The following is a 26,569-nucleotide window of genomic DNA, read 5'->3' on the forward strand; positions in this document are numbered from 1 at the left end:
TCTTTAAACTCTGGAAAATCTTCTAATTTATTATTTATATATTCAATTAGATTTGGTCTTAAAAAATTCTTAAAATATTTTCTTTTTATTTTTAAAAGATTTACATATCCACTTTTACCTTCTATTTCTGCGCCTGCAAAAAGGTTCTCAAGAATATCCCAAAATCTTTTTTCATAAATTTCTTTTTGTTCCATAAATTTATTATATTATATGGAACTGATATAAGTTTCCCTTCTATATCTACCAAATCTTGCATAGAATACAGGTTTCCTTAATTTTTGCGGCTATTGTCTTATCTCTTTTTATTAACTGTCCTGTGCTTTTAAGTATCCTGAAAATGTAATTTTTCAAAAACAGAACATTTTAAAATAAACTAAGCAGCAATAGGATAATCTTTATAAAGTTCTTCTGCCTGCTTGTAGATAAAATTAACTAATTTTGATGTTGCTTTAAATTTGTGTTTCCTTAATATTCTTTTTATTGCAGTTCTTACTTTTGCTTTATGTTGCTCACTTTTTGTCCAGTCAATAATAAGCTGTGATTTTATTTTTTCTGTTAGTTCCTTTGCTACATTTATAATTCTTTCATCATATTTACAGTCTGAAGTTCCAATTAAAAGGTCATAAAAAGCTTCTTCTTCCTCTGAAAGTCCTAATTTTTCTCTACATGCGTTTATATTTTTAAGCTCTTTTGCTAAATCCTGAAGTTGATTTATTACTTCTTCTACCGTTAGTATTCTGTTGTTATATTTTTTTATCAGTTCATCAATTCTTTCTTGAAATGATTTTCTTTTAGCTTTATTCCTTTTTAATCTTACTTTTATCTGGTCTTTTAAAAGACTTTCAAAAACTTTTATTCTCGCTTCTTTATTAGAAATATTATTTAGATATTTAATAAAATCAGGATCAAAAATTGAAACCTCTTCCTGCGTAGTATCTATTCCAAATATATTTTTTATCTTTGAAGCTTTAACTGATTTATCTACAAGATGTTTAACTGCATTTTCTATTTCATCTGAAATATCCAGTTCTTTATGGGGATTATATTTTCTTATTATTCTTGCTACATTCTGGAAAAACTCTAAATCATCTTTTATCTCTATTGCTTCTTTTTCTGTGCTAACCAGAGCAAAGGCTTTGGTTAATGCTGAAACTTGTTTTAAAAACTCTTTCATTTCGTTGGGGTCTTTTGTGATTTTAGTATATATTTCTTGAAGAAGTCTTGCTTGTTCAGTATTTGATAGCTTTTTCCAGTTTTCAAAATTTATTCTCCCAAGGTAAGACTTTACAATTTCATACTTTTCCAGCATTAGTTTTACAGCATCTTCTATTGGAATAACTGCATCCTTGATAATATCCTGTGTATAGACTGATAAGGATTTCTTTAAGTCATCTGTTATTCCTATGTAGTCAACTATAAGACCACCTGTTTTACCGGGATAAACTCTGTTTACTCTGGCTATTGCCTGTAAAAGAGAATGATTTTTCATAGGTTTGTCTATATACATTGTAGAAACAACAGGAGCATCAAAACCTGTTAACCACATATCAACGACAATTACTATTTTTAACGGGTCATCTGGATTTTTAAATCTTGTTGCAAGTTCTTTTATCTCTTGCTGGCTTCTTGTGTGCGGCCAAAATTCCTGCGGGTCATGGCTTTTGCTTCCTGACATAACAACAGCTATTTCTGGGCAGTTTGGTTGTTTTTTCATAAGATTATACATCTCTACTGCTGCCGCTCTACTTACGCAAACAACCATAGCCTTTGTATCAAGTTCTAATGAGTTAAAATGCCTGACTATATCTTTTGCTATTTTTTCCAATCTGTCTGGATTTCTTATAAGCATTTCAAGGGTTGAAAATCTTTTCTTCAGTCCTTCTTTTTTCTCTTCCTCAATGGCTTTTGTAATATCTTCAAACTCAAGGTCTAAAAAATGCTCTGCAAGGTGTAGCTCTGTAAATCTTGCCTCATAGTAAATGGGAACTATAGTTCCATCTTCAACGGCATTTTTAATCGTATAAACTCCTGCATAATCTCCAAAGACGGCAGTTGTTGACCTGTCATCTGTTTCTATAGGTGTTCCTGTAAATCCTATAAACATAGCATTTGGAAGGGCAAGTCTTACATTCTGGGCAAATTTTTTATACTGTGAGCGGTGGGCTTCGTCTGCAATTATAATTATGTTTTCCCTTTCTGATATGGTAGGAAATTTTTTGCCTTCTTTTCTTTCTTCATCTGTTAGCTGGAATTTTTGGATTGTTGTAAATATTATTCCACCGGATTTTTTATCTAATTTTTCCCTTAAATCTTTTATACTGTCTGCTATTTCTACATACTCTTTTAGCTCGGTTTTTAAAAATGTTTTTGATAGCTGGTCGTCAAGTTCTGTTCTATCTGTTAGCATCACAACTGTCGGGTTTTTTAGCTCTTTAGACTTAATAGCTTTCCTGACATAAAAAACCATAGACAAAGACTTTCCGCTTCCCTGTGTATGCCAGAAAGTTCCTATTCTTTTGTCAGTGGAATTTAAAGCTTTTAATGTATTTTTAATTGCTTTTCTTACATCGTAAAATTGATGATACATAGCAATTTTTTTAATGATAGTTTCTCCGTCTTTCTCAAATACTACAAAATCCTTTATGTATTCTAAAAGCCTTTCTTTATTAAATAATCCTTTTATTAAAACTTCTAAAGATGGTATTGTATCTTCTTGATAATCGTATTTATCTTTAATCCCTCTCCATTTTGAAAATCTATCGTAAGAAGCTGTTAGACTTCCTATTCTTGTTTCAAGTAGATTACTGATTACTAAAATTTCGTTGTAATAAAAGATTTGAGGTGCAAGTTCTTTATAGTTTTGTATTTGTCTGTAAGCTTCTTTTAAGGATCTATCAAGATTTTTTAATTCAAACAAAGCTATCGGAAGACCATTTATAAACAAAACAATATCAAATCTAACTCCATCTTTATTAACTTCTTTAACTACAAACTGATTAGCTACTAAGAACTGGTTATTTTCAGGGTTTTTAAAATCTATTAGTTTTACGATGTCTGTTTTTATGTTTCCCTTACTGTCTTTATACTCAACAGGAACGCCATTTATAAGTAATTTGTGGAAATTTAAATTTGTATGTTCTAAACTTGGCTGAGCTATTGATAAAAGTCTTTTGTAAACCTCTTCTAATGTAGTTTCTGGTATATGTGGATTTATTTTTTTTAGGCTTTCTAAAAATCTATTTTTCAGTATTACGCTTGATAGGTTTTCTCTTTCTTGATTTTCAGGAATTAACTGGCTTCCATGAATATAATCCCAACCTTCCCCTTCTAACCAATCTAAAGCTGGTTGTTCTACTAACTTGTCTTCTGTTATATTGCTCATATTAGTTTCTCTATAAAATCTTTTGTGCTTATCTTTTTTATATCCGATGAGTAAAAATTATCATCGTTAGATAAAATTAAATCACACTCATTTTCTTTCTAAAAGAAGAGTATTTTCTAAATCTTTAAAGTTTTTGTCTTTTTGCATTATTTCTATTGCTTTTTCTGAATATTCGCTAATTACATTACCATCTACAAATACTCTTTTATAGTTCACTTCCCATTTGCTCCTTGATTTTTTGAATAATGAGATTTGGGTCTATTCCTTTAAAATACTTTCTTCTTTCTTTTATTCTTTTTAAAGCTTCTAACTTTTTCTTTTTTTCTATTTCTTTATAGACATTTTCTATAAGCTCTTATATTATCTTGCTTTGTGATTTATTCTCTATTTTTGCAAGTTCTTTTAGTTTTTCTTCAGTTTCTTTGAATAAAGTTATATTTTTTCTAACTTTGCTTTGTTTTTTACTTTTTAGTTTTATCTTTGCACCTTTTAAATTTTTGTTATACGCATAAATTTATACATAAACTAAATTGCGTCAACTTGGATTTATAGGCTTTGATATTTTTCAAAACTATCAATTAATATTTTTTTGTTTGCTATAAATTCGTTAAACAGTTTAAGTTGCTTTTCGTTTAATTTTCTTCCATATTTTACTTCAATAAGAGTTTTATCATCTGTTAGAAAATCAAGTTCTATGCCATCTTGTAAAACATAACAAGGATTTTTATTTTTGATTTTTAGAAAAACTAAATTCTCAAAGACTGCTCCTAAATCCCTAAACCCTGTAATAACATTTCTTATTCCAACATCTCCAGCATATATTTTTTTGGGAGATTTTAGCCTTTCATTCAGTTTTCCACATCTTTCTATTGCATATATAATGTATGTGTCTAAAAAATATTCAAAAAATCTTTTTGCTGTATCTGGGCTTATGTCTAACACTTTTGATATTTTATTTAAACTTATCTGTTTCCCCGCTCTTTCCATTAGTAAGAAGAAAAATTCTTTTAAAGCTGTTTTTTCTTTTATGTTGTGCATAGCTATTATATCTTTATAAAGGATATCATCAATAAGCCGTTTTACGTATTCTAAATCCTCTGTTAAAACATATTCTGGAATTCCTCCAATTTTCATATAATCCTCAAAATAAGCTTTTAATAAGTGTTTATCTGCTTTTTTAATTTTTATTCCTTTAAAGTTTAAGAATTCGTAAAAATCAAGTGGCAAAATTTCTGTAATTTTTTCTCTTCCTGTTAAAAAAGCTTTTTTGTCTTTTAGAACAGATGCTGAAGATGAAGAAACAAATATTTTTGCATTGTAAAGGTCGTATAGATTTTTTAACTGCACTGAAAAATCTTTTTTATATGTAATTTCATCTAAAAACAGATAAATTTTTTCTGAAAAAGGTATTTTTTGAAGCTTTAAATACTCTTCTATAATGTCTAATATGCTTAAATTTTCTAACTTATAGAAATCCAATGATATAAAGAATATACAATTTGGTAATACATTTTTTTCTTTTATCAATTTACTTATAAGTATTTTCATTATTGATGTTTTACCTATACGGCGAAGTCCTGTAATTATTTCAATAGATGGATTATCTATAGATGATATTAAAGGTATTGTATATTTAGGTCTATCAATGAAATCTGTTTTAAATTCTCCTTCCCACCATGGATTAAATCTGTAAAAAATCTCTTCCAATTTATTTGTCCTTAGCTTAATAATTTATGTATAAATATACGACACCATCGTATATAAATCAAGAATTTTATACGATACTATCGTATAGTTTAAACTTTAACTCTGATTTGTCCTGTTATTAGCTTTGGTAGTAGTGTGTCTCGCAATTGGGTTAGAGTTTGGATTTGATTGTTTTGTTTTTTATTCATAATATTTTTAGCAAAATTTGAAAATTTATTTTGTAATTCTTTGGGCGGAATATAAATTTTAAATGTTTTTAAAAAAGATTTTAATTGAAAATTACTAATTCCTGTGCTTTCTGTTTGATAATTAGCCATAACTCCTTTTGAGTAAAGATATTTCCAATAAAAATAAATAAATTCTGGTCTCGCACTTTTATTTACTATTAACTTACGGCAAAAATTGGAAAATACTAAAGGATATGTGGAGTTTTCTATTATGGATTTAGAAACATAAAAAATTCTACCTGTTGGTTGACCTTTAGTCCCGCCAGATAACTCAATCAAAAGTTCTCCTTCTTTTAACTTCCTTTTTTCTAAAGATGATGACTTTATATATCTTATTGGAAGGTTATCATACAACCCTATATCCAAATTTTTAAAATCTGTTCCTCTTATAGCATATACTTTTTTATTAAATTTACCTTTTACAGTTTCTTTTCCCCAATCTCCACCGATTGTATCTTTAATTAGCTCCCCAAAAGTTCCAACTCTCCATCCTTTAGGGATTTTTCCAAGTTCACTGTCTATAAATTCACCACCACTTGATTTATAGGGTTTTCCCTCTTCATTTGGAAACTCAAAATCTATAAACCATCTCTTAAAAATAGTTTTTGCTATTTCTTCAAGGGTTTTATTTTGCTCCATTAAATTTTCTATCTGGTCGTCTATACTTCCTAAAATATCTGCAATTTTTTCTTGTTCGGGTATAGGTGGGAGGAATATTTCCAATTGTTTTAAAGCAGAACCTGAAACTTCTTTAAAAGTTGAACCAGACGCTATACTTTCTAATTTAGGTTTATTTAGTTTTAACCAATAATATAAAAATTCATTGTTAAGCTTATTCTTTTCTTTAATAATAAAAGAACGAAATCCTTGATTTGTAGCTAATTCCTTACCCGCAATAGCAACATAACCAATAGGTGCTCTTGAAGATAATAAAACTGTTCCTCTAGGTAAAAGTTTAGCTGATGATTTTTTTAATCCAAGTTCTGTGATATTTTTACTTCCCCTATAGATATATCTATATCGAAAATTTGATAAATCTTTAGGGGTTATCCAAGATATATTTCCATTCCAATATTTAGGATTTTTTGTTGAAGGAGTTCCACCACCTACAATTTCTGCAATCTCCCCCAACTTCCTAATTTCCCAACCTTCAGGGATTTTTATATTCATTATTTCCATCTATATATTCAATGTTTGGTTTATCCTTTCCTAAAATCACAAATAAAGCAAGTTTATATCTGTATTTTCCATTAGGATTTATAAAATCTTTTAGTTTCCTAATATCATCTTTAAACTGTTTTTTATCACTCCACCATGTTTTAAATTCAATTGCTAACAAATTATATTCATTGCTTCCTCTTTTATGCAAAATAATATCTGGGTATGTTCCATTAACAGAATGCTCTGTTCTTTTAACATCATCAAAATTTCTGTTGTATTCAAAATCCAAATCATAACCTTTAAACTCAGAATTTTTTAAAAGCTCATAAAAATAAATACCAAACCAAAAAACAATACTTCTTTCATGAACTCTATTTTCTATAAGATATTTTTGTTCCTGATAAACTTTATCCAAAGCTTTTTTTACAAGTTCAATTAAATTTTCATTCAATCTTAAACCCCAGCTCTGCCAAATTTTGTTTTATCTTTTCCTCAAGCTCCCTTGACTTTTTAAATTGCTCTGATAATTCTTTTGTTAACCTTGCCATTTTTTCTTCAAAAGGTTCGCTGTCTTCTTCTATTTCTGCAATTCCAACATAACGACCGGGAGTTAATATATAATCATGTTCTTTAATTTCATCTATCGTTGCAACTTTACAAAAGCCTTCTATATCTTTATACTCTGGATAGCCTTTTTCTCCTCTGTAGCTTCTATAAGTGCTTGCTATTTTCTGAATATGTTCATCTGTAAACTCATTTAAATTTCTTGACACTGGATTATAAAGCTCCCTTGCATCTATAAATAGAGTTTCCCCTTTTCTGTTCCTAAATCTTTTATCTGCTTTATTTTTTGTTAAAATCCATATACAAGCTGGAATTTGCACGGTATAAAACATTTTAGGTGGCAGGGCAATTATACAATCTACAAGGTCATCTTCAATGATAGCTTTTCTTATTTCTCCTTCTTTTCCACCGGCAGATAAAGAACCATTAGCCATAACTGTTGCACAAATTCCGTTATCTGCTAAATGATAAATAAAATGCTGTATCCATAAAAAATTAGCATTTCCACTTTTTGCTTTGTTAGGGTCTTTAGGAACTACTCCATATTTAAATCTTACATCTCCTTCAAGCTCTTGTGAGTTGTAGTTGTTATAGTTAAAAGGTGGATTAGTCAATATATAATCAGCTTTTAATGCTTTGTGTAAATCATTTGCTAAAGTATCACCTTGTTTGATATTTTCAAAAGGTAATCCATGAATAGCAAGGTTCATTTTACATATTCTAACTGTTGCAGGGTTGCTTTCCTGTCCATATATACTTAAAGGTTTTCCTTTATGCCTTTTTACAAATTTTGCACTTTGAACAAACATTCCACCACTTCCACAGGCAGGGTCATAAATCCTTCCTTCCATAGGCTCTATAAGTTCAACCATCAGTTTAACTATGCTTTCAGGTGTAAAAAATTCACCGCCTTTTTGCCCAAGTTTCTGTGAAAACTTACGCATAAAATATCCATAAATAGTTCCGAATACATCACCAATGCTCTCATCTTTGTTTTCTATATATTCTTCATAATGGATATTATTAAAAATATTTAATAGCCTTCCTAATTTTTCAGGTGGTATTTCAGAGCGGACAAACTCTTTAGGTAAAACACCTTTTAAGGAAGGATTTTCATTTTCTATTTCAATCATAGCTTCATCTAAAAGCTTTGGTATATCCTCAGAAGTTGCATTGTTTATTAGATATTCCCATCTTGCCTTTTCCGGAATATAAAAAATCCCTTGTGATATATACTCGTCTTTATCCTCTAAAATTTCTTTTTTTTCTTTTTCATCTTCAGTGAAATACTCACTTTCAGGGTCTTGTATTTCTTCTAATAACTGCTTTCTTCTTTTTTCAAAAGCATCAGAAACATACTTCAAAAATAAAATTCCCAAAACAATATCTTTATACTTTGCTGGATCTATACTCCCCCATAACTCTGTTGCACTTTCCCAGAGTTTATTTTCAAGTTCTTTAAGTTTTTCCACTTTGGGCATATTATTCTCCATATAAAAAATTAGGGAAAATTGAACAAGGACTGGATTTAGTATTAATGCCCGAGGCGGGAGTCGAACCCGCACGCCCTTGCGGGCAGGGGATTTTGAGTCCCCCGCGTCTGCCAATTCCGCCACTCGGGCTCTTACATTATTATATTATGAAATTGGCAGACAGGGATATAAGCTTTCCGCTTTACCGTCTAATTTTCTTCCCCCTTCCTCAAGGAAATATCTAATCATTCCCTTTGGAGTTCCTTCTATTTTTATTGAGTAGCCATTACCATCTTTATATATTTTGTCTGTTTTTAGATTAATTACCATTTCTCCTGCTTTATTATCATTTTCATCAAAAACTTCAATTAACATATGTTCTTTTCCCAGCTGATAAACCATTACACAGCCATTTTGGATATCTGGATATTCTTTTTTGACCAGTTCTTTTACAAATTCCGGAATGTTTTCTATCTTCTTCATGGCCGCTCTCCTTTAGATATTGTATTTTTCTTTTATTAACTGCCTTATTATTGATTTCAAAACCTTTTCTGCCTCTATATTTGTCAATATAAATTCTTTTTTTAGTTTTTCTATAGCTTTTTTCTGGAGAGCCTTTTTTTCCTCAGTTGGCATCTGTTTCCACAGATAGTTAATGACTTTTGTTTCTATGGCTATTTCTTGTAGTTCTTCTGGAATGTTTTCTATGTTTAATACTTCTTCTGGAATATTCAGCCTGTAAACTATTTCTTGCCAGTTTTTCTGTAGAGTATTTACAGTTTTAAGTGTTTCTTCTTTTGGTTTAACAGGTTTCTTAATATATTCTCTTAAAAAGGATAAATTCATTTTTTTCCTTTTTTCCGGAGGATATCTGGAAGCCTCTTTCCTTATAAGTTCCTTTAAGGTCTCAATAGGTATCTCTTTTTTTATACATTCTTTTAAGATTTGTTTATCTGTAGCTGAAAGGGAAATATTATAACCAGTTACCCTTTTGATAAAGTTAGAGACTTTTCTAATATAAGCTGTTTCTGAAAGTTTTTGAGCCATAAGATTTTTTCGGATTAAAGGCAATAAAGCTAAATATTTGATAAATCAAAACCTATAACAGAAATACCGTATTTTTGGGCTAATTTTTTAAATTCTTCCCTTTCCACTAAAAATGTTTTCCCTGCCTCTATGGCAAGAAGTTTTGCCTTAGCTTTTTTCATAGATTTAAGGGTTTTAGTTCCAATAACAGGAACATCATATCTCATATCTTGATTTTTCCTTGCGACTTTACAAACGACTGTGTTTTCTCCTGCAAGCTCTCCGCCTCTTATTATGCACTTGTCTGTGCCTTCTAATCCCTCTACAGCAACTACTATTTTGTCTTTGACAACAACCGTCTGGCCAATATCAAGCTCTGCCACTTCTTTTGCTATTTTTAAACCAAATTCTGCATCTTCTATAAAGTGTTTTTCCGGATATTCTCCTGCAATTAAGCCTTCAGGAACCAAAAGGGAAGATAGATACGGCGTTGGGTCAATTGGATTAAATCCTTCTTTCTGAAGCTCTTTTAAAACTGCCTCAAGGATAGATTTTGCTCTTTTGTCCATTAATTGATTAAAAAATGTTCGTGCCCTTTTATCAAATCTGTGGATAGATTTTATAAGGTGAAAATGCTCTATTTTTCCCAGCATTACAACATCAGATATATTATCTGCTTTCATACTGTCTATTAGCTTTTGACCTTCACCTAAATAAAGCCATTGAGTTGGTGCTATATTCTGAATTTTTTTGTCTGTAATTCCTTTGATTGCATAGATTTTTAAGGATTTGCCTTGATTTACAGCTGACTTTGCAAATTCTACAGGAAGTTCTCCTGCACCTGCTATGAGACCAATTTTGCTCATTTCTTTTTCTTGGATGCTTCCGGAGCTATTCCTCTTTTTGAGGTTTTAATAAAATCAAGTAGCATTTTTATTTCTGGAGTTTGAGGAAGTTTTTGTTCTACTTCTTTGATACCTTCCTCCAGTGTTGGTGCTGTTCTGAATATTATTCTATAGGCTTCTTTAATCAATTTAATCTGTTCAGGGGTAAATCCCCTTCTTTTGAGCCCAACCAGATTTAATCCATATAACATAGCGTGGTTTTTTGAAGCTCTTGTAAAAGGTGGAATATCTTTATCTACTGCTGATGCCCCGCCTACCATTGCATAATCACCAACTCTGCAGAACTGATGAATTGGTGTAAGTCCACCTATAAAAACATAGTTACCAATTTTCACATGACCTGCGAGGGTTACAGCATTTGCAAGTATAGTATCATGACCAACTTTGCAATCATGGGCTATATGGACATAAGCCATAAGATAAGTATTATCTCCTATTCTTGTTATACCATCATCAAAGGAAGTTCCTCTATGAATAGTGGTATATTCTCTTATAGTTACATTATTACCTATTTCCACATAGGTTTCTTCCCCTTTAAATCCAAGGTGCTGGGGAATACCTCCTATGACAACTCCTTCAGAAATATTACAATTTTCACCGATTGTAGTGAAATTTTTGATTTTTACATTTGAAGAAATTTCTGTGTTATCACCAATCTTTACATGATCTTCAATAATAGAAAAGGGGCCAACTTTTACGTTGACCCCTAATTCTGCTTTATCTGAAACAATTGCTGTTGGATGGATTTCTACGCTCAATTATCCACCTTATACAAGGAGACTTTTAAGAACTTCTTTAGGTTGAACACCTACTTTTGTATCAACAACCTGTCCGTTTTTGAATACCATAATTGTTGGTATAGCTCTAATACCATATTTCATGGCAATATTTGGATTTTCATCTGTGTTAAGTTTACAAATCTTAGCTTTTCCTTCTAACTCTTCAGCTAATTCCTCAATTACAGGTGCAATTAATCTACATGGTCCACACCATGGAGCCCAGAAATCAACTAATACTGGTAAATCAGAATTTAAAACCTCCTGTTCCCAGTTAGATTCGTTAACTATGCATACTTTGCCAGCCATATTTTATTCCTCCTTTAGTAGTAGCTTATATATTTCCAGCGCTTTTTTGTTCTTTATATAGTAACAAACAATAGAACCCTGTCTTTTATATCCTAATATACCCTTATTTCTTAAAACAGACAAGTGTTGTGATACATTAGGTTGTGGTAAATCCAGTGCTTCCCAGATATGTTTTACACATTTTTTTCCGGAGCTTAAAAATCCTATGATTTTTAGTCTATTTGGATGGGCAAGAGCTTTTAAAAGCTCAGCATTTTCTTCTAAGAACTCTTCGTCTTTCCATCTTTCTTTCTCATCATAAACAATTTCTTCCATGATATTCCCCACCTATATACGTAATGATATTAGAATAATTATATATCAATTTGTGGTATAAATAAAGATGTTTTTGATATGTTTGATTAAATAAAAAAAAAGAGGGCATTAATGCCCTCTTTTTTATGCTACTTTTCTGATAATATTTTCAGTTGATATAACGTGCTTATTAAGACCAAGTTCTTCCGGTTTTAGACCTATTGCAAGGCCTATCATTTGAGGAAGGTGCAATACAGGCATTCCTATAGTAACACCAATTCTTTCTTCTGCTTCTTCTTGCATCGCATCAAGCTGTGTATGGCAAAGTGGACAAGGTGTTACCATAAAGTCTGCTTTTTCTTCTTTTGCAGATTCTGCATCCATTGCTGTCAGTTTCAGAGTTACTTTATCTTCAGCTGACCAGAAAGAGTGGAATCCACAACAAGCAAGTCTTGCTGTGTGGTCAACTGGATTTCCACCGAGTGCTTCTATAACCATCTCTATTGATTTTGGATTATCAGGGTCTTCATATCCGATGAGATATGGAGGTCTTATGATGTGGCAGCCATAAAATGGTGCTATATTAAAGTCTTTAAGTGGTCTTACAACCATTTCTTTGAGTTTATCCAGACCAACACCATCAATCACTTCCCATAAAAAGTGAGTAACTTCTGAAGTTCCTTTGTACTCAAGGCCTGCTTCTCTGAGGACTTCGTTAACTGCTTCTCTAAGTTCAGGGTCATTATCAAGTTTAAACTTAGCTTCCCTGAGCATAAGTGTGCAGGTATTACAGATAGTAAGCATATCAAGTCCAAGTTCTTCGGCAAGTGCAAGGTTCCTTGCATTTATTGTAAGAGCAAGAAATTCATCTTTTTCCTGAACAGCTCCGGCACCGCAGCATGTTGCAGCTTCCAATTCTATAAGTTCCATTCCAAGCTTTTCTGCAACTAATTTAGTAGATTCGTAAAGCTCGGGAGCTACACCCTTTGCAGAACATCCTGTATAAAAGGCGTATTTTAATTCAGCCATTACTCATTACCTCCAGTTTCTGCATAGTTAAGTCTTTTTCTTGTTTTTCTTTTATCCTCATAAATAACACCCATAATTTGTGGAAGTCTAATTTTGACTTCTTTTTCTTTTTGTTTTGCAACTTCATATATTTTTTGAACTTCATCAAGTCTTTTTATTTTATGACCACCGAAGAAATCAGCATAATTAACTTTCCCTTTGAACATCATTTTAATTCCAAATGGTGCCCTTTTAATAGCACCAAGAATTCCTTCCTGTCTCATTGGAAGAAGCATCTCGTTTAAGAGACCCCTGTTGTATATATCCTGTTCAAATATTTCTGCGTGGATTTCGCCGGGAGTTTTATATCCGGCTTCAGCAGCCATTATTCTCAGTCTGATTATGTTTTCATAAGGCTGGACTTCTTTTGGACACCTGGTTGTGCATTCCATACATCTGACACACCATTCAAGGTTGAAATCTTCTAATATTGCTTCAAATCTTGCTTTTTTCTCACCATCTCTTGTATCTGCTATAAATCTGTAAGCCTTTGAATGAACCATAGGACCTAAGAAATCTTTATTAGCTTTTAATGCATTACAGTCTGACATACAGGAAGCACAAAGAATACAGTCTGAAGCAAAATCTATTCTGTGGTGGTCATAAGGGTCTTGTCTATATTCTGTTCCATCTTTTGGAGGGGGAGCTTTTGGGATAAACCATGGTTTAACTTTTTTCAGTTTATCAATAAGCCAGTCCATATCATAGATTAGGTCTTTAAGTGGTCTTACATTTCCTATAGGCTCAACTGTAATTGTATCTGTTTGATATTTTTCAAGAAGATGTGTTATCTGGACTTTACAGGCCAATGTTGCGTGACCGTTTATTCTCATAGCACAGGAACCACAAATAGCAGCACGGCAGTTATAACGGAAGGATATTGTCGGGTCTTGTTCTTCCTTTGCCTTGAAAAGTGCAGCAAGAACTGTCATTCCTTTTTCAACAGGAAGTTCATAGGTCTTGTAATAAGGCTCTGTATCTTTAGTAGGGTCGTATCTGAAAACTCTAAGTTTAAACTTTTCCATCGTCCCACCTCTTCCTTTTGAAATAAGCACTGGTTGTTTAATTTTAAAAGGTTTTTCTGGAAAAATCAAAGTTTTTATAATCAAATATATTTTTATATATAAGGGTGGCATAAATATATGCTTTGCATATTTTATTAAGATATGAACTATACAGGTATCACCATACAACCTTATTATCCTGAAGATAATTTTGATAAGGAAACTTTAACAAAAAGATTAGAGGATGTATTCTATCTACCTGTTAAATGGCTACCTCCTGCAGAAGTTCCACAGATTGCCTATAATCCGGCCAGAAACCAGTTTATTGGTGATTATTTCTTAAGGGAACTTATTAATGTAAAAGACAATAAAGAAATTGCCCTTGGTATTGTTTCTGTGGATTTATATGAGCCTGAACTAAATTTTGTATTTGGGGTGGCTTCTGCAGTTACAAAGACTGCTGTTATATCAACTTACCGTTTACATAACACTTTTTACGGACTTCCGGAAAATAAACAAATTTTTATTGACAGAATAACGAAAGAAGCAGTTCATGAAATAGGGCATACCCTTGGCCTTGGACATTGCCCTAATCCTGAATGTGTTATGCATTTTTCCAATTCTATAGTAGATACAGACCGTAAAAGCTATCTATTCTGTCCTTCATGTTATCAAAAAGTCCAAGCTGCAATTGGTTTATAATTTTGTTAAAACATCTCCGGAGGAGAAAACTTGTCTGAGATAAAAAAAATCAGAGGATTTCAGGATATATACGGAGAAAATGCAAAAAAATATAGATATGTTGTTGATACTGCCAGAAAAATATTTGAGAAATATAATTTCAGCGAAATAATTCTTCCTTATGTTGAAGATGTTTCTTTATTTGTAAGGTCTGTAGGAGAAGCCACAGATATTGTCCAGAAAGAGATGTATGTATTTGAAGACAAAGGAGGCAGAAAGGTAGCCCTTAGACCTGAAGGAACGGCAAGTGCAGTCAGAGCTTATATTGAGGAAAGAATGTATGCACAAGGAGGATACCATAAGCTATTTTATGAAGGTGCTATGTTTAGACATGAAAGACCTCAGGCAGGAAGATACAGACAGTTTCACCAGATTGGTGCAGAGATTTTCGGGGTTTCTTCCCCTATGGCAGATGCAGAACTGATTAAAATGGTCAGTGATATCCTGAAAAACCTTGGAATTTCTACAAGACTTGAAATTAACACCCTCGGAGATTTTGAAAGTAGAAAAAAGTATATGGAAGTGCTCAGAGAATTTTTAGAAAGTAAAAGGGAGTTTTTATGTAAAGACTGTCAAAGTAGAATAGAGAGAAATCCCCTTAGAGTTTTAGACTGCAAAGTTGAAGGCTGTAAAGAAATCACAAAGGAAGCACCGGCTCTTATAGATTTCTTATCTGAAGAAAGCCTTAAAAGATATGAAGAATTAAAAGAGTATTTAAAAGCTTTAAATATAGAATTTGTTGAAAATCCAAGACTGGTTAGGGGCTTGGACTATTACACTGATACGGTCTTTGAGTTTATCACAGATAAAATCGGTGCACAGGGGACTGTTGCTGCAGGCGGGAGATACGATACATTGGTGAAACAGCTTGGAGGTCCTGACACTCCGGCACTGGGATTTGCAGCAGGAGTAGAGAGATTAATGCTTCTGGTGGAAAATTTACCAGAGGATAAACCTCTTGTGGTTGTGATACCTGTTGTTTCTGAATTTAATATTCAGGCATTAAAAGCAGCAGAAAAGCTGAGAAAAAACGGTATGAGAACAGAACTACTTCTTAAAGAAGGAAGTCTAAAATCAAAGATGAAAACAGCAAACAAACTTGGCGGTAAATTTGTTGTTTTTATATCAGAAAAACCTGAGCTAAAGGATATGGAAACAGGGGAACAGGAAATATTTGAGAATATAGATGACCTTATAGATGTTTTGAAAGACAAAATTCAGGTTTGATTGTTTAATTTTTTATAAAACTCAGCATATTTTCTGTCTGTTTTGGCTATATGATTTAAAAGCCAGGACAAAGATAAGGCTACAAGTTCATTTAAAGCTTTTTTATCCCCGCTTAAATACCTTTCTTTTTCTTCCTTATACAGCTTTATAAACATATCATGAACCTTTTTATGATTTTCAAAATTATCAAATCCCATCTGCTGCATAAATTCTTCCTCAAATTTAAGATGTAAAATTAGATATTTTTCTAAATCATTAAAGAAATGTTTTATCGCCTCATCTCTATCAACATTACCGGCTAATTCTGTGTAAAAACTATTTAAGATATCCACCAATTTTTTATGTTGTTGGTCTATTTCCGGAATTCCCAGCTCAAATTCTTTCCCCCATTTTAAGATTTCCATCTTCCCCCTCCTTATTTTTTGTTATAAATCTATAGTTGACTTTGATAAAAATCAAGTTATATACAATTAACGGAATGTTCTTAAGATATTTTAGTTTGATAACAGTAAACTATATTGAGTATCTTATATTTTCATAGATTTTTTCAGGAGGAATAAAGCTGTTTAGATTTGAACTTATAAAAAAAGACAACAATGCACGGCTTGGGAAAATTTATACTCCACATGGAGAGATAGAAACCCCTGTTTTTATGCCGGTCGGAACACAGGGAACGGTAAAAGCAGTAACAAAAGACCAGCTTCTATCAACAAAACCCCAGATAGTTTTGGGAAATACATATCATCTGTATCTCAGGCCGGGAACAGAGGTTTTGAAACATTTTGGTGGTTTGCACAGATTTATGAACTGGCAGAAGCCTATTTTAACAGATAGCGGTGGATTTCAGGTATTTTCACTGGCAAAAGAAAAAAACAAACCGGGAAAGCACAAAGCCGAAGTAATACTCACAGAAGAAGGTGTAAAATTCAAATCCCATTTAGATGGCTCATGGCATTTTTTCACACCTGAACTGGTTATTCAAATTCAGGAAATCATCGGCAGTGATATTATGATGCCTCTTGATGTCTGCCCCCCTTATCCTGTAAGCCACACAGTAGCAAGGGACGCCGTTGAAAAAACAATAAGATGGCTTATTCGCTCTAAAAAAGCAAAAACAAATCCACAGCAGGCATTATTCGGCATTATCCAAGGCTCAACCTATGAGGATTTAAGAAGGGAAAGTGCCCTTAAAACTGTTGAACTTGATATGGATGGTTATTCTATAGGTGGTCTTTCTGTCGGTGAACCTGCTGAATATATGTATGCTATGACTGAAGTTGTAGTTCCTTATATTCCGGAAAATAAACCAAGATATCTTATGGGGGTTGGAACACCGGAGAACATAATAGAAAGTGTTGAACGGGGCATAGATATGTTTGATTGTGTAATGCCAACCAGAAATGCAAGGAATGGAACCCTTTTTACCACTTACGGTAGGTTAAATATAAAAGCTGCCAAATACAAATTTTCTGAGGAGCCCGTAGACCCTGAATGTGATTGTTACACTTGCAAAAATTTCTCACGGGGATATATAAGACATCTGTTTAATGCTGAAGAAATCACAGGAATGATACTTGCAACTATTCACAACCTCAGATTTTATAATAAATTAATGGAAGATATCCGTCAGGCAATCAAAGAAAACAGATTTTTACAGTTCAAAAAAGATTTTTATGAAAAATACTTCAGTCAGGGGCAGTAGGCGGAAAAATGATAGGATTACTGAGAAAAAAGAAAAAAAAGGATGTAAAAATAGTTTACAGATATCCTAATGAAAGGGTTGCAATATTTATAGATGGCGGAAATATGTTCCATGCCATTAACGCAATGAAGATTAAGATAAATTATAAAAAACTGGTTGATATATTAAAAAAGGACAGATGGTTACTGAGGGCTTATTTTTATACAGGGGTGCCTTCTGGAGATTTACCTAAAGAAATAAGGGAGCAACTAAAAAAACAACAGGGATTTTTAAATGAACTGCAAAATCTGGGAATAAAAGTAAAAACTATTCCCCTTAAAAAAACCCCAGAAGGATATATAGAAAAAGGAATAGATATCTTAATTGCAACAGATATGATAAGCCTTGCTTTCAAGGATGGCTACGATACGGCTATTCTGGTAAGCGGGGATAGTGATTTTGTCCCTGTTGTTGAAAAAATACAGGAGCTTGGCAAAAGGGTAGAAACAGCAGCATTCAAAAAAACAAGCTCCTATGAGCTTAGAAGGGTGAGTGATGAGTTTATTCTGCTTGATAATATAAAACATAAATTTTCTGTGCCTTTATATCAGGAGAAAAAACAAGAGCCTGAAAGATTTATTGATAGACTTAAAAAATTCTTTGAAAAGCTTTTCAAAAGGAGTAAAAAATGAGAAAGGTGGGATATATATACGATCCTATTTATCTTAAACATGATACAGGTGAAGGGCATCCTGAAAACCGCCATAGACTTGAGGCAATTAATGAGTATGTAGATTTAATAAAGGATAAGCTAATTCATATAAAACCCAGAAAAGCCACAGCAAAAGATATTGCAATGGTTCATGACCCGTATTATCCACAGGAGATTATGGATTTATGCTCTGCAGGGGGAACTTATTTAGACCCTGATACAAGATGTTCAATTTTTAGCTATGAAGCTGCAATGTATGCAGCAGGGGCAGGGCTGGAAGCAGTAGATAGGATAAAAAATGGAGAGGTTGAAAGGGTTTTTGCCGCTGTTAGACCACCGGGACATCACGCTGAGTATGCCAAGGCAATGGGATTTTGTATATTCAACAATATAGCAATTGCTGCCAGATATGCACAAAAACAGGGATTTGAAAAGGTTTTTATAGTTGATTTTGATGCTCACCACGGAAATGGAACCCAGAAAGCCTTTTATGAAGATGATACTGTCTTTTATTTCTCAACCCATCAATACCCATTTTATCCAGGAACAGGCTCAAAAGAGGAAAAAGGAAAAGGGAAAGGATACGGATATACTTATAATGTGCCTCTACCGGCAGGAACAGGGGATGATGTTTATTTAAAGGTTTATTCAGAAGAACTGCCACCTCTGGTAAAAGAGTTTAACCCGGATATCATACTGGTGTCTGCCGGATATGACCTTCATATAGATGACCCATTAACACTTCTTGAGGTTTCTACAGAAGGAATAGGAAAGATTGTTGAGAATATCTTAAAAACTGCAGATGTTCCATTTTTATTTATGTTAGAAGGTGGATACAACATCATAGCCTTAGGGGAGAGTGTGAAGCTGACAATTGAGAAGATGTTAGAGATTTAACATATTCTTCTATCTGTGGTAAAAACTGCCAGAAATCCTGTTCAAATTGGTTGTAATTTTTCCTGAAAATAGGGTAGCAATGGCTTAAGCTGCTATCCCTTTTAAATCTGTTTGATATTCTTTTAAAAACAAAATCTATATATTCAGGTTCCCTGTATCTGTAAAGCCAGTTTTCACTTTTTAGAAAAGGAAATATATCTTTTAGCCTTCCGGGTTTTGGCTCAATCGGTGAAAGGAGCTCATAAAATCTCTGGGTAAATTCAAGTAAATCCTCCCCTGCAATCTTAGAAAAATGTTTGGCTAAAAAATGATCATATATCACATCAACGGCTATTCCTGAATATCTTTTTATTTCCTTTGGAAATCTGTTTTTACTATTTTTGAAAGTGCTGTTTTTCATTGAAAAGGCATCTATTTTCCGGTGGAGAAAAATTCCTTTTCTTATGTTTTCTGGAAAAATATCTTCCTGACCGGCCTTTACAAAATCCCCTAAAAAATTTCCTATCATTTCTTCAGGATCATTTTTCGAAAGGTAGATATGAAATAGAAAATTCATAAATTTTCCTAAATATTTTTTAGAATAATTATGCCATGAATAAGAGACTAGAAGAAATTTTTGAAGAAAAGCAGATTTTTTATAAGGGAAATGATAAGCCTTTTTTATCTCTGGAAAATAATTCCCGGAATGTAAAGGAAGGCTCTGTATTTTTTGCAATAAAAGGAACAACTGCCGATGGGCACAGATTTATCCCAGATGCTATAAAAAAAGGAGCTACCACAGTTGTTGTTCAGGATAAAGGAATTGCACAAAGCCTTAAAAACGAGTATCCACAGATAAATATTATTCTGGTGGAAAATACCAGAATAGCTCAGGCTGAAGCTGCACGGAAATTTTATAATTATCCGGATAAAAAACTAAAAATCATCGGGATAACAGGAACAAACGGTAAAACAACAACTTCCCATGTAATAGCCCAGTTTTTAGAAGCTTATGGGAAAAAAACAGGGATTATAGGGACAACAGGCTATAAGATTGGAAATAAAATCATCTCAGAAGGTAGAACCACCCCTGATGCTATTCAGTGGTTTGGTTTGCTAGACAAATTTAGAAAAGAAGGTGCAGAATTTGTTGTTGCAGAAGTATCTTCACATGCCTTAGACCAGTATAGAGTATATGGCACTGAGTTTGATGCTGCAGTTTTTACAAATCTTTCCCATGACCATCTTGATTACCACAAAACACTGGAAGAATATTTTCTTGCAAAAAAAAGATTATTTGAACAGTTATCTATTGAAAAACCTGCTGTTATAAATGCAGATGATAAATATGGCAAAAGGCTAATTAAAGAGTTTAAAAATGCAGTTTCCTATGGCAAAGTCACTCAAGCAAATTTAAGAATAATTAGTTATAAACCATGTGATAGCCAGACCTGTATATATTTTGAATATAAGGGAAAAAGATTTGGTATAAAAACATCTCTCCTTGGGGATTTTAATGTCTACAACATGGCAGCTGCACTGCTGACTCTTATAAAAATAGGAGTGCCGCTGGAATTTCTGATTGAAAAAGCTCCGATTATAAAACCTGTAAGGGGTAGATTTGAGGTTATAGAAAAAGATGGGATAAAAGTTATTATTGATTATGCCCATACCCCGGATGCTCTGGAAAATGTCTTAAAAAGTATAAACAAAATAAAAGAAAAAAGAATTATCACAGTTTTTGGTGCAGGTGGAGACAGGGACAGGGAAAAAAGGCCATTAATGGGACAGGTGGCACAAAAGCTATCAGATATAGTAATCATAACCTCAGATAATCCCCGCTCAGAAGACCCTATGGATATTATCAAAGATATAAGGTCAGGATTAATTTCTGAGAAAGATGTTTTTGTGGAAATTAACAGGGAAAGGGCTATAAAAAAAGCAATTAATATGGCAGAAAAAGGGGATATTATTCTAATTGCAGGGAAAGGACATGAAACATACCAGATAATCGGAGATAAAGTTCTACATTTTGATGATAAAGAGGTGGCCGAAAAATATTTAAAAAAAGCAGCAGCACAGGCTGCTGCACAGGAAAAGTGCTAAGCTCAGGCTTACAGCAGGTCGGCAATTGCCGCATCTATTCGGGATTCCAATTCTTTTACAGCTTTTATCACTTCAGGATGGGATGTACCTTTTAATAGCAGATGGGATTTTGTTCTAACAATGTAGCTGTAATCATCATCTTCATACTGGTATACAGATACTACCCAGGGGGACAGAACCATAGCATTAGGGTCAACGGTAAAAATTTTATAAAGGGTTGTTATACTTGTAACCAGTATATTCTGGATATAGGAAACTTTTAATTTGTCAAAATCCGGGAATATCTTAACATTATTATTTAATGGGGCAGATGGGTCTGTTATGTCCACTACCGTTAGCTGGTGGGCTTTTAGATTTTCCATCAAAATCTGGATGGCCTCATCTGCATCCATCTCCACCTTATAGATTACAAATCCTTCCCCGGAACTGACCTTCTGGGGAGGGGATTTTTTTGTATTTTTATCTGCTGCTAAAGCTATCAGATTTAAACTTATCAAAAGTAAGAAAATAGTAAAAAATTTTTTCATCTTTTAGCCTCCAGAAATTTTAAATTTTGAACTGGAATCCAAGACCTACATAAGAAGCTTTAGCATCCTGTCCACTTCTATAATTTTCAACTTTTCCTGAAGTGTAATGAAGAATTACCTTTGCCCTTTGTTTCTGGATATACCAGTTAATACCGACATCCCAGTTTGTATTTTTCTTTTTCTTGTAAATAGAATTTCCATTGTCATCTGGATCAAATACACCGTAAGAAACAGCAGGTTGAATTATCTGTCCATTGCCCAGTTTAAAGTTATAGGCTGCTTTCACTTCCCATACCTTGTCTGTATAATCTGTGCCGTCTGACCAGTCCCTTTTGAGAATATCATACTCGGCTACAAAATCTACAGGACCGTAATTTGCAAGTATATCTGCACCATACATTTCATTTTTGTCAAATTCCTTTCCGCTACTGCCAACTTTTCTATCAATACCTTCTCCCTGATGCGCATAGTTTAAGCCCAAGGTAATACCGTGTCTTCTACCGAAATATGTCTGTTTATAGCCTAATTTGTATTTTTTCATTTCCGGGTCTCCGATTGAAACAGCAACTCTGGCAGATACTAAAGGTGACCAATTTTTAGAGTCTGTGTAATTCTGGTCATCACCTACACCAAGGTTCCAGTTAAGACTCCATCCATGAGATTTATAGAGACCACCCCAGTTAACAAGGAATATTCTTCCGTTTCCTGAAGAAAATCCTGAATTTCCAGTGTCTGGTTTTCCAATAATATGCCTTCTCACATAAAAGTTTGGAAGTCCTTTTTCAAAAGAAATAACAGCAAAACCTGATGTGATACTTTCTTTTCCTATCTGTGGTCTGAAGTATCCCAGAGAGAAATTTGCCCATGTTTTGTCATAAGACCATGTGAAATAAGCATCCCATACCTCAAATTTTGAGTAGTTTAAACCTCCTGTTTTAACAGCACCCCTTGCAATATCAACAGGATTTAAGTCATCTCTACCAAGGTTGTCATGTGCAAACCATATCTTCCAGGACAGATTTTTCATAAGATGTCCTTTAAATCCAAATCTACCTCTTCTGATGTATATATCTCCTTTGTTTTCTTTTAGTCCTGTTGCACCGGGTACATCAACATTTGTTCCGTAAATGCCCCATATCTGTCCCATAAGGAAAATCTCCAGGTCTTTACCTTCTCCAAAGTAGAACTTAGGACCGGCATTTGCTGTCCCTGTTATTAATGCCGCTGCTGTTAATGATGCCACTGTTAAACCAACTTTTTTCATCTCTCTAAACCTCCTTATTATTTAGAAGTAATTTCATCTATGATTTTTTTTAGCTGCAAATCATGTTTTTTAAGGATTTGTATTGCCTTAAGGTCAGGATTTCCCATATATCTGATGGCTATTGATGGTTTTACCATTCCTATAACCAGAAGGCCATCTTTATTTCTGTATGTGTAAAGCCTGTATGGACAAAATCCTACAAGCTGGGGATTATGCCTGAGAACAAAATAACCATCTGATAATTTGCATATCAGATATATATTCATATCCTTCCAAAAATCCTTTCTTCCCTGCTCTTCCATACCTTTTGTCACATGGGAAACTTTAATAATTTTGAAATTTGCTTCTTCAAGGGCAGATTTTATAAGGAGGTCTGCCTCTTCCATATTCATATTAACTGTGGATTCATATATATCTGGAATTTCCCCCTCTTCTTCGTCAACAGGAGCAGGGTTGTATCCCCTATGGTTTTTGTTTTTAGATGTTTTCTGAGGTTTTTCTTTTGTCGCAACCACTTTTTTAGGTGGTATATATTCATCATCATCCTCATCTCTGGTAGACCATTCCATAGCTGTCACACAGCCTGTAAGGTTCAACAGTAGTCCTATTAGCAAAACCATAGAGAATACTTTTTTAATCAAGTGCATATACCTCCTTTTTGGGGACATCCACATTTCACATCCAGCACTTTAACGTTTGACTGGAGTGGTGGGTTAACTGTTTTATGCCTTTTTAAATAGTCAATTACAATATCATAAACAGGTCTGTGCCCTGGTCTTACCTTAGTTCCTGCTTTGTAAAGATTTCCGCCCCATGCTGATATTACATAAGACCTTTTTGGGTCTAAATCTTTACCGTTTACCTTAATATTCCTGAGTCTTTTACCTGCAGGTGCTCCCAATTTAATCTCATACTCAACCCCTAATAGCCTGCTCATATCTCCACCTTGCTGATAAAGGGGATTTTTGTTAAATACGTTGTCTGCAACATCTTCCAAAATCATTTTCAGTTTTTCACCAGTCATCTCAAATGTGTAAACATCCGGATATGTAATGGCTGTCATTTCGTAAACATTATCAACTGTTATATCTTCTCCCGGTAAGATTGTTGTTCCCCAGCGATATCCTGGAGTAAACACTATCTCCGCATCTGTTTCTTCTTTGATTGCTTCGCTAATCACCCTGTCAAATGTTGAGTAGAATGTGTCTCTCTTGTATAGGATTTGTTCTGTTTTTGCCAGTTTTTGTGAAAGTTTTTTCTCATAAGGCTTGTATATAGACTCAACGAGTTTTTGCATATCAGGGTCAGGTTTTATAAAGTTAGAAGCTATAGGTATCAGTTTGTAATTCCACTTCCTAATCTTGCCGTTTTTTACATCAAGGTCTAATCTGCCTAAATATTTACCGTGTGACCCAGCAATAACAATCATCGTGTTGTTTACAAAAATTGGTTTTGGAGATGGGTCATGGGTATGGCCACTGAATATTATGTCTATTCCTTTTACCATTTTTGCTAATGCCTGGTCTAATGCGAAACCATCATGGGAAAGTAAAACAACAAGGTCAACTTTTTTCTGGTTTCTAAGCTCATCTACAAACTGCTGGAGTCTTTCTGGCTGAATACCGAAAGTCCAGCCTTCTGTAAACTGTTTAGGATTTGCAATTGGTGTGTATGGAAAAGCATTCCCGATAATTCCTATTTTTACACCGCCAACCTCTTTTATTACATAAGGAGAAAATACTAATTCTTCCCACATCTGGTCAGAAATATTCTGGGCTATAAAATCAGCTTTAAGGTGGTTTTCAACAAGTTCCTGAACCCTTTCTTTACCGTATGTAAACTCCCAGTGCCCTACCATAACATCTATTCCAAGGGCATTCTGGACATCTACTATTGCCTTTGCCTTTGTAAAAAGTGCAACAGCTGTGCCCTGCCATGTATCTCCTGAATCCATAAACAGAACTTTATCTTTCCCTCTTTCTGCAATTATCTGTTTTACCAGTGTTGCCATATAGGCAACACCACCCATTTTTCCGTATTTATGGGCAAGTTCAGGAAAATCAATATAGGTATCAAAATAGGCTCGTAGTGTTCCCGGCTTTATACCGTAGTATTTCAGATAAGCCTCACCGCATAAAAATCCGGGATTTCCTACAAGGGATGGATGGGATAAAAGGGTTGATGGTTCTCTCCAGTATAATGGCTTAAGATGGGCATGCATGTCGCATATATGCAGCAGTGTTACATTACCTACAGGTTTAAATTCCATTAATTTTTCAGGTGAAAGTTTGCTCAGCTGGGCAAGGGCATTACCACTTGCCAGTGATAAACCGGCTATTGCAGCAAGTTCAAGGAAATCTCTTCTTGTTAAATTCATCTTAGCCTCCCTATCTCCTTAGCCCAGGAGTTTTAAGTTCTGCTCCGTTTGAAAGTGATTTTACGTATAGTTCAAGGGCAACCATTTCTTTTGAACCGAGGGGTAACTTTTTCTGACCACCCTGTTTCTGACATCCCTGAAATCTTTGTTGAAGTGTCTGAACTTTGTTTTTAGTCATTCTGAAAGCAGGCCAGTGGTCTGCTGCTGTTGTTCCCTTTATTCCGTTATATTCAAATCCAAGGGGTTTTAAGTGTTGCATTCTAAGAACTTTTCCTGCTGCAAATTCATGGCATACCTGACAGGAAAGATTTCTTACACCTCTTTTCAAAGTAAATATGTATCTGCCGTATTTCAGATATTCCTTTGCTATAGGAGATTTTGTATCAACATTGATTTTTGTTCCCTGTGCCAGATAGTAGAGATATGTTGTAAGGGCTGTATTTTCTTTACTTTTTAGAGAGAAAGGTTTCATATCCATATATTTGCTCTGGCATATCTGTATTCTCTGTTCCAGATTGATTATCATGCCGGCATCCTTGTCATATTTAGGATAATAAGCTGCTGCCGTAGCTACCCTGTCTTCCACTGAACCATTTTTTGTGTGGCAGGATGCACAGGATATTTTTTTAGGCCCCATTGGCTTTTCAAATAGACTTCCTCCAACTTCCTCTGCAAAAACTTCTCCCGGGTTAATACCTTCCTGATATAGTTTCCAGTCTTCCTCAGATATTGCCTGACCAGCCTCCTCTGCTATAACACCAGAGGTAAGGCCTATACATAAGCCAAGCATACCAATATATTTGAGTTTCATTTTTAAACCTCCTATTGTGGTTTAATCTGGATTGTTTTCTCTGTAACTTCTCCTTTGTTGTCTTTCCATACCATTTTTAATGGAGCTGCTTTATCTGCTTTCAGATAAAAGGAAAAGTATGGGTTTGCACTTACAGAGGCATTAACATCAATTGTTGTGACAAGGTCATTTCCGTAATAAACTTCCACCTTGTTTATATAGTGGGCGGGGATGATTTTCCCTGTTTTTTTGTCCTTTACCAGACCTGTATGCATAGGATGCATAATCACAGAATCTATTCTGATTATGTCTCCTTTTTTATATCTTCTTGGTTTTACTTTGATTAATGCTGTTCTACCCATTTTTATTTCCT

The 26,569-nt window shown here is 33.8% G+C and carries 29 protein-coding genes and 1 tRNA gene; 6 read left to right on the forward strand and 24 right to left on the reverse strand.

Annotation, left to right across the window (positions count from 1 at the left end):
• The 16 genes from MVE07_RS01540 to MVE07_RS01615 all read right to left on the reverse strand — a co-directional run.
• A partial coding sequence (locus MVE07_RS01540) for a hypothetical protein (protein WP_297453097.1) occupies positions 1-194 on the reverse strand: 194 nt, incomplete at its 3' end.
• 179 nt (positions 195-373) lie between these two features.
• Positions 374-3,382, reverse strand: a complete 3,009-nt coding sequence (locus tag MVE07_RS01545; RefSeq protein ID WP_297453099.1) for a type I restriction endonuclease subunit R — start codon at positions 3,380-3,382, stop codon at positions 374-376.
• Between the two features lie 87 nt (positions 3,383-3,469).
• Positions 3,470-3,598 (reverse strand): hypothetical protein, encoded by a 129-nt coding sequence (locus MVE07_RS01550; RefSeq protein WP_297453100.1) that lies wholly within the window; start codon positions 3,596-3,598, stop codon positions 3,470-3,472.
• A gap of 330 nt (positions 3,599-3,928) precedes the next feature.
• The gene (locus tag MVE07_RS01555) at positions 3,929-5,089 is read right to left on the reverse strand and encodes an ATP-binding protein (RefSeq protein ID WP_297453102.1); all 1,161 of its coding nucleotides are present in this window, start codon (positions 5,087-5,089) and stop codon (positions 3,929-3,931) included.
• A gap of 89 nt (positions 5,090-5,178) precedes the next feature.
• Positions 5,179-6,486, reverse strand: coding sequence for a restriction endonuclease subunit S (locus MVE07_RS01560; protein ID WP_297453104.1), 1,308 nt, complete (start codon positions 6,484-6,486; stop codon positions 5,179-5,181).
• Positions 6,467-6,928 carry a hypothetical protein gene (locus tag MVE07_RS01565; protein ID WP_297453106.1) on the reverse strand — a complete coding sequence of 154 codons (462 nt, stop codon included), beginning with the start codon at positions 6,926-6,928 and terminating at the stop codon, positions 6,467-6,469. Before MVE07_RS01565 ends, MVE07_RS01560 begins: the two co-directional genes overlap by 20 nt.
• A complete protein-coding gene (locus tag MVE07_RS01570; protein WP_297453108.1) occupies positions 6,921-8,522 on the reverse strand; it encodes a class I SAM-dependent DNA methyltransferase in 1,602 nt (533 codons plus the stop codon). The genes MVE07_RS01565 and MVE07_RS01570 overlap by 8 nt, the downstream gene beginning before the upstream one ends.
• Before the next feature lie 57 nt (positions 8,523-8,579).
• Positions 8,580-8,663: transfer RNA gene (locus MVE07_RS01575), tRNA-Leu, on the reverse strand.
• A 15-nt stretch (positions 8,664-8,678) separates the two neighbouring features.
• Complete coding sequence (locus MVE07_RS01580) at positions 8,679-8,996, reverse strand: hypothetical protein (RefSeq protein WP_297453110.1); 318 nt, start codon at positions 8,994-8,996, stop codon at positions 8,679-8,681.
• 12 nt (positions 8,997-9,008) lie between these two features.
• The gene (locus MVE07_RS01585; RefSeq protein WP_297453112.1) at positions 9,009-9,560 is read right to left on the reverse strand and encodes a hypothetical protein; all 552 of its coding nucleotides are present in this window, start codon (positions 9,558-9,560) and stop codon (positions 9,009-9,011) included.
• Between the two features lie 29 nt (positions 9,561-9,589).
• On the reverse strand, positions 9,590-10,405 hold the full coding sequence (gene lpxI / locus MVE07_RS01590; protein ID WP_297453114.1) for a UDP-2,3-diacylglucosamine diphosphatase LpxI: 816 nt from the start codon (positions 10,403-10,405) through the stop codon (positions 9,590-9,592).
• Entirely contained in the window at positions 10,402-11,202 is an 801-nt protein-coding gene (gene lpxA / locus MVE07_RS01595; RefSeq protein WP_297453116.1) for an acyl-ACP--UDP-N-acetylglucosamine O-acyltransferase, read from the reverse strand. Before lpxA ends, lpxI begins: the two co-directional genes overlap by 4 nt.
• Before the next feature lie 9 nt (positions 11,203-11,211).
• Positions 11,212-11,529, reverse strand: a complete 318-nt coding sequence (gene trxA / locus MVE07_RS01600; RefSeq protein ID WP_293444744.1) for a thioredoxin — start codon at positions 11,527-11,529, stop codon at positions 11,212-11,214.
• A 3-nt stretch (positions 11,530-11,532) separates the two neighbouring features.
• Complete coding sequence (locus MVE07_RS01605; protein ID WP_297453119.1) at positions 11,533-11,844, reverse strand: metalloregulator ArsR/SmtB family transcription factor; 312 nt, start codon at positions 11,842-11,844, stop codon at positions 11,533-11,535.
• A gap of 123 nt (positions 11,845-11,967) precedes the next feature.
• A complete protein-coding gene (locus MVE07_RS01610; RefSeq protein ID WP_297453121.1) occupies positions 11,968-12,852 on the reverse strand; it encodes a CoB--CoM heterodisulfide reductase iron-sulfur subunit B family protein in 885 nt (294 codons plus the stop codon).
• Positions 12,852-13,916, reverse strand: a complete 1,065-nt coding sequence (locus tag MVE07_RS01615; RefSeq protein WP_297453123.1) for a succinate dehydrogenase/fumarate reductase iron-sulfur subunit — start codon at positions 13,914-13,916, stop codon at positions 12,852-12,854. Before MVE07_RS01615 ends, MVE07_RS01610 begins: the two co-directional genes overlap by 1 nt.
• Before the next feature lie 141 nt (positions 13,917-14,057).
• On the opposite strand from MVE07_RS01615, the gene MVE07_RS01620 reads away from it, so the two are divergent.
• On the forward strand, positions 14,058-14,597 hold the full coding sequence (locus tag MVE07_RS01620; RefSeq protein ID WP_297453125.1) for an archaemetzincin family Zn-dependent metalloprotease: 540 nt from the start codon (positions 14,058-14,060) through the stop codon (positions 14,595-14,597).
• Positions 14,598-14,627: 30 nt separating this feature from the next.
• Entirely contained in the window at positions 14,628-15,863 is a 1,236-nt protein-coding gene (gene hisS, locus MVE07_RS01625; RefSeq protein WP_297453127.1) for a histidine--tRNA ligase, read from the forward strand.
• On the opposite strand, the gene MVE07_RS01630 is transcribed toward hisS, so the two are convergent.
• Positions 15,854-16,267, reverse strand: coding sequence for a bacteriohemerythrin (locus MVE07_RS01630; protein ID WP_297453129.1), 414 nt, complete (start codon positions 16,265-16,267; stop codon positions 15,854-15,856). The genes hisS and MVE07_RS01630 overlap by 10 nt on opposite strands.
• Positions 16,268-16,425: 158 nt before the next feature.
• Here MVE07_RS01630 and tgt point away from each other — a divergent pair, with 158 nt between their 5' ends.
• Genes tgt through MVE07_RS01645 form a run of 3 tightly spaced genes read left to right on the forward strand, consistent with a single transcriptional unit; the run spans position 16,426 to position 19,153 of the window.
• On the forward strand, positions 16,426-17,565 hold the full coding sequence (gene tgt / locus MVE07_RS01635; protein ID WP_297453197.1) for a tRNA guanosine(34) transglycosylase Tgt: 1,140 nt from the start codon (positions 16,426-16,428) through the stop codon (positions 17,563-17,565).
• Positions 17,566-17,573: 8 nt separating this feature from the next.
• Positions 17,574-18,236, forward strand: a complete 663-nt coding sequence (locus tag MVE07_RS01640) for an NYN domain-containing protein (protein WP_297453131.1) — start codon at positions 17,574-17,576, stop codon at positions 18,234-18,236.
• A complete protein-coding gene (locus tag MVE07_RS01645; RefSeq protein ID WP_297453133.1) occupies positions 18,233-19,153 on the forward strand; it encodes a histone deacetylase in 921 nt (306 codons plus the stop codon). Before MVE07_RS01640 ends, MVE07_RS01645 begins: the two co-directional genes overlap by 4 nt.
• Here the strand turns inward: MVE07_RS01645 and MVE07_RS01650 are convergent.
• On the reverse strand, positions 19,098-19,709 hold the full coding sequence (locus MVE07_RS01650) for an ACP phosphodiesterase (RefSeq protein ID WP_297453135.1): 612 nt from the start codon (positions 19,707-19,709) through the stop codon (positions 19,098-19,100). The two genes, MVE07_RS01645 and MVE07_RS01650, sit on opposite strands and share 56 nt — an antisense overlap.
• 35 nt (positions 19,710-19,744) lie before the next feature.
• Here MVE07_RS01650 and MVE07_RS01655 point away from each other — a divergent pair, with 35 nt between their 5' ends.
• Complete coding sequence (locus MVE07_RS01655; protein ID WP_297453136.1) at positions 19,745-21,238, forward strand: UDP-N-acetylmuramoyl-L-alanyl-D-glutamate--2,6-diaminopimelate ligase; 1,494 nt, start codon at positions 19,745-19,747, stop codon at positions 21,236-21,238.
• 8 nt (positions 21,239-21,246) lie between these two features.
• Here MVE07_RS01655 and MVE07_RS01660 read toward each other — a convergent pair whose 3' ends face one another.
• From MVE07_RS01660 to soxZ, 6 genes are read right to left on the reverse strand one after another with little or no spacing between them, the layout of a single operon-like run.
• A complete protein-coding gene (locus MVE07_RS01660) occupies positions 21,247-21,765 on the reverse strand; it encodes a hypothetical protein (RefSeq protein WP_297453138.1) in 519 nt (172 codons plus the stop codon).
• Positions 21,766-21,784: 19 nt separating this feature from the next.
• Complete coding sequence (locus MVE07_RS01665) at positions 21,785-23,029, reverse strand: porin (RefSeq protein ID WP_297453140.1); 1,245 nt, start codon at positions 23,027-23,029, stop codon at positions 21,785-21,787.
• A 17-nt stretch (positions 23,030-23,046) separates the two neighbouring features.
• On the reverse strand, positions 23,047-23,670 hold the full coding sequence (locus MVE07_RS01670) for a DUF302 domain-containing protein (protein ID WP_297453142.1): 624 nt from the start codon (positions 23,668-23,670) through the stop codon (positions 23,047-23,049).
• Positions 23,667-25,406 (reverse strand): thiosulfohydrolase SoxB, encoded by a 1,740-nt coding sequence (gene soxB, locus MVE07_RS01675; protein ID WP_297453144.1) that lies wholly within the window; start codon positions 25,404-25,406, stop codon positions 23,667-23,669. The genes MVE07_RS01670 and soxB overlap by 4 nt, the downstream gene beginning before the upstream one ends.
• 10 nt (positions 25,407-25,416) lie before the next feature.
• The gene (gene soxA, locus MVE07_RS01680; RefSeq protein ID WP_297453146.1) at positions 25,417-26,217 is read right to left on the reverse strand and encodes a sulfur oxidation c-type cytochrome SoxA; all 801 of its coding nucleotides are present in this window, start codon (positions 26,215-26,217) and stop codon (positions 25,417-25,419) included.
• Between the two features lie 11 nt (positions 26,218-26,228).
• A complete protein-coding gene (gene soxZ, locus MVE07_RS01685) occupies positions 26,229-26,558 on the reverse strand; it encodes a thiosulfate oxidation carrier complex protein SoxZ (RefSeq protein ID WP_029522981.1) in 330 nt (109 codons plus the stop codon).
• Positions 26,559-26,569: the final 11 nt, after the last annotated feature.

This window comes from Persephonella sp. (genome assembly GCF_027023985.1).
GTDB lineage: Bacteria > Aquificota > Aquificia > Aquificales > Hydrogenothermaceae > Persephonella_A.

Bases quoted from the DNA above. Each gene is read 5' to 3' on its own strand.
- MVE07_RS01545 (WP_297453099.1), bottom strand. From the start codon at position 3,382: ATGAGCAATATAACAGAAGACAAGTTAGTAGAACAACCAGCTTTAGAT.
- MVE07_RS01560 (WP_297453104.1), bottom strand. From the start codon at position 6,486: ATGAATATAAAAATCCCTGAAGGTTGGGAAATTAGGAAGTTGGGGGAG.
- MVE07_RS01570 (WP_297453108.1), bottom strand. From the start codon at position 8,522: ATGCCCAAAGTGGAAAAACTTAAAGAACTTGAAAATAAACTCTGGGAA.
- MVE07_RS01580 (WP_297453110.1), bottom strand. From the start codon at position 8,996: ATGAAGAAGATAGAAAACATTCCGGAATTTGTAAAAGAACTGGTCAAA.
- MVE07_RS01585 (WP_297453112.1), bottom strand. From the start codon at position 9,560: ATGGCTCAAAAACTTTCAGAAACAGCTTATATTAGAAAAGTCTCTAAC.
- lpxI (WP_297453114.1), bottom strand. From the start codon at position 10,405: ATGAGCAAAATTGGTCTCATAGCAGGTGCAGGAGAACTTCCTGTAGAA.
- trxA (WP_293444744.1), bottom strand. From the start codon at position 11,529: ATGGCTGGCAAAGTATGCATAGTTAACGAATCTAACTGGGAACAGGAG.
- MVE07_RS01605 (WP_297453119.1), bottom strand. From the start codon at position 11,844: ATGGAAGAAATTGTTTATGATGAGAAAGAAAGATGGAAAGACGAAGAG.
- MVE07_RS01610 (WP_297453121.1), bottom strand. From the start codon at position 12,852: ATGGCTGAATTAAAATACGCCTTTTATACAGGATGTTCTGCAAAGGGT.
- MVE07_RS01615 (WP_297453123.1), bottom strand. From the start codon at position 13,916: ATGGAAAAGTTTAAACTTAGAGTTTTCAGATACGACCCTACTAAAGAT.
- MVE07_RS01620 (WP_297453125.1), top strand. From the start codon at position 14,058: ATGAACTATACAGGTATCACCATACAACCTTATTATCCTGAAGATAAT.
- MVE07_RS01630 (WP_297453129.1), bottom strand. From the start codon at position 16,267: ATGGAAATCTTAAAATGGGGGAAAGAATTTGAGCTGGGAATTCCGGAA.
- MVE07_RS01640 (WP_297453131.1), top strand. From the start codon at position 17,574: ATGATAGGATTACTGAGAAAAAAGAAAAAAAAGGATGTAAAAATAGTT.
- MVE07_RS01645 (WP_297453133.1), top strand. From the start codon at position 18,233: ATGAGAAAGGTGGGATATATATACGATCCTATTTATCTTAAACATGAT.
- MVE07_RS01650 (WP_297453135.1), bottom strand. From the start codon at position 19,709: ATGAATTTTCTATTTCATATCTACCTTTCGAAAAATGATCCTGAAGAA.
- MVE07_RS01655 (WP_297453136.1), top strand. From the start codon at position 19,745: ATGAATAAGAGACTAGAAGAAATTTTTGAAGAAAAGCAGATTTTTTAT.
- MVE07_RS01660 (WP_297453138.1), bottom strand. From the start codon at position 21,765: ATGAAAAAATTTTTTACTATTTTCTTACTTTTGATAAGTTTAAATCTG.
- MVE07_RS01665 (WP_297453140.1), bottom strand. From the start codon at position 23,029: ATGAAAAAAGTTGGTTTAACAGTGGCATCATTAACAGCAGCGGCATTA.
- soxB (WP_297453144.1), bottom strand. From the start codon at position 25,406: ATGAATTTAACAAGAAGAGATTTCCTTGAACTTGCTGCAATAGCCGGT.
- soxA (WP_297453146.1), bottom strand. From the start codon at position 26,217: ATGAAACTCAAATATATTGGTATGCTTGGCTTATGTATAGGCCTTACC.
- soxZ (WP_029522981.1), bottom strand. From the start codon at position 26,558: ATGGGTAGAACAGCATTAATCAAAGTAAAACCAAGAAGATATAAAAAA.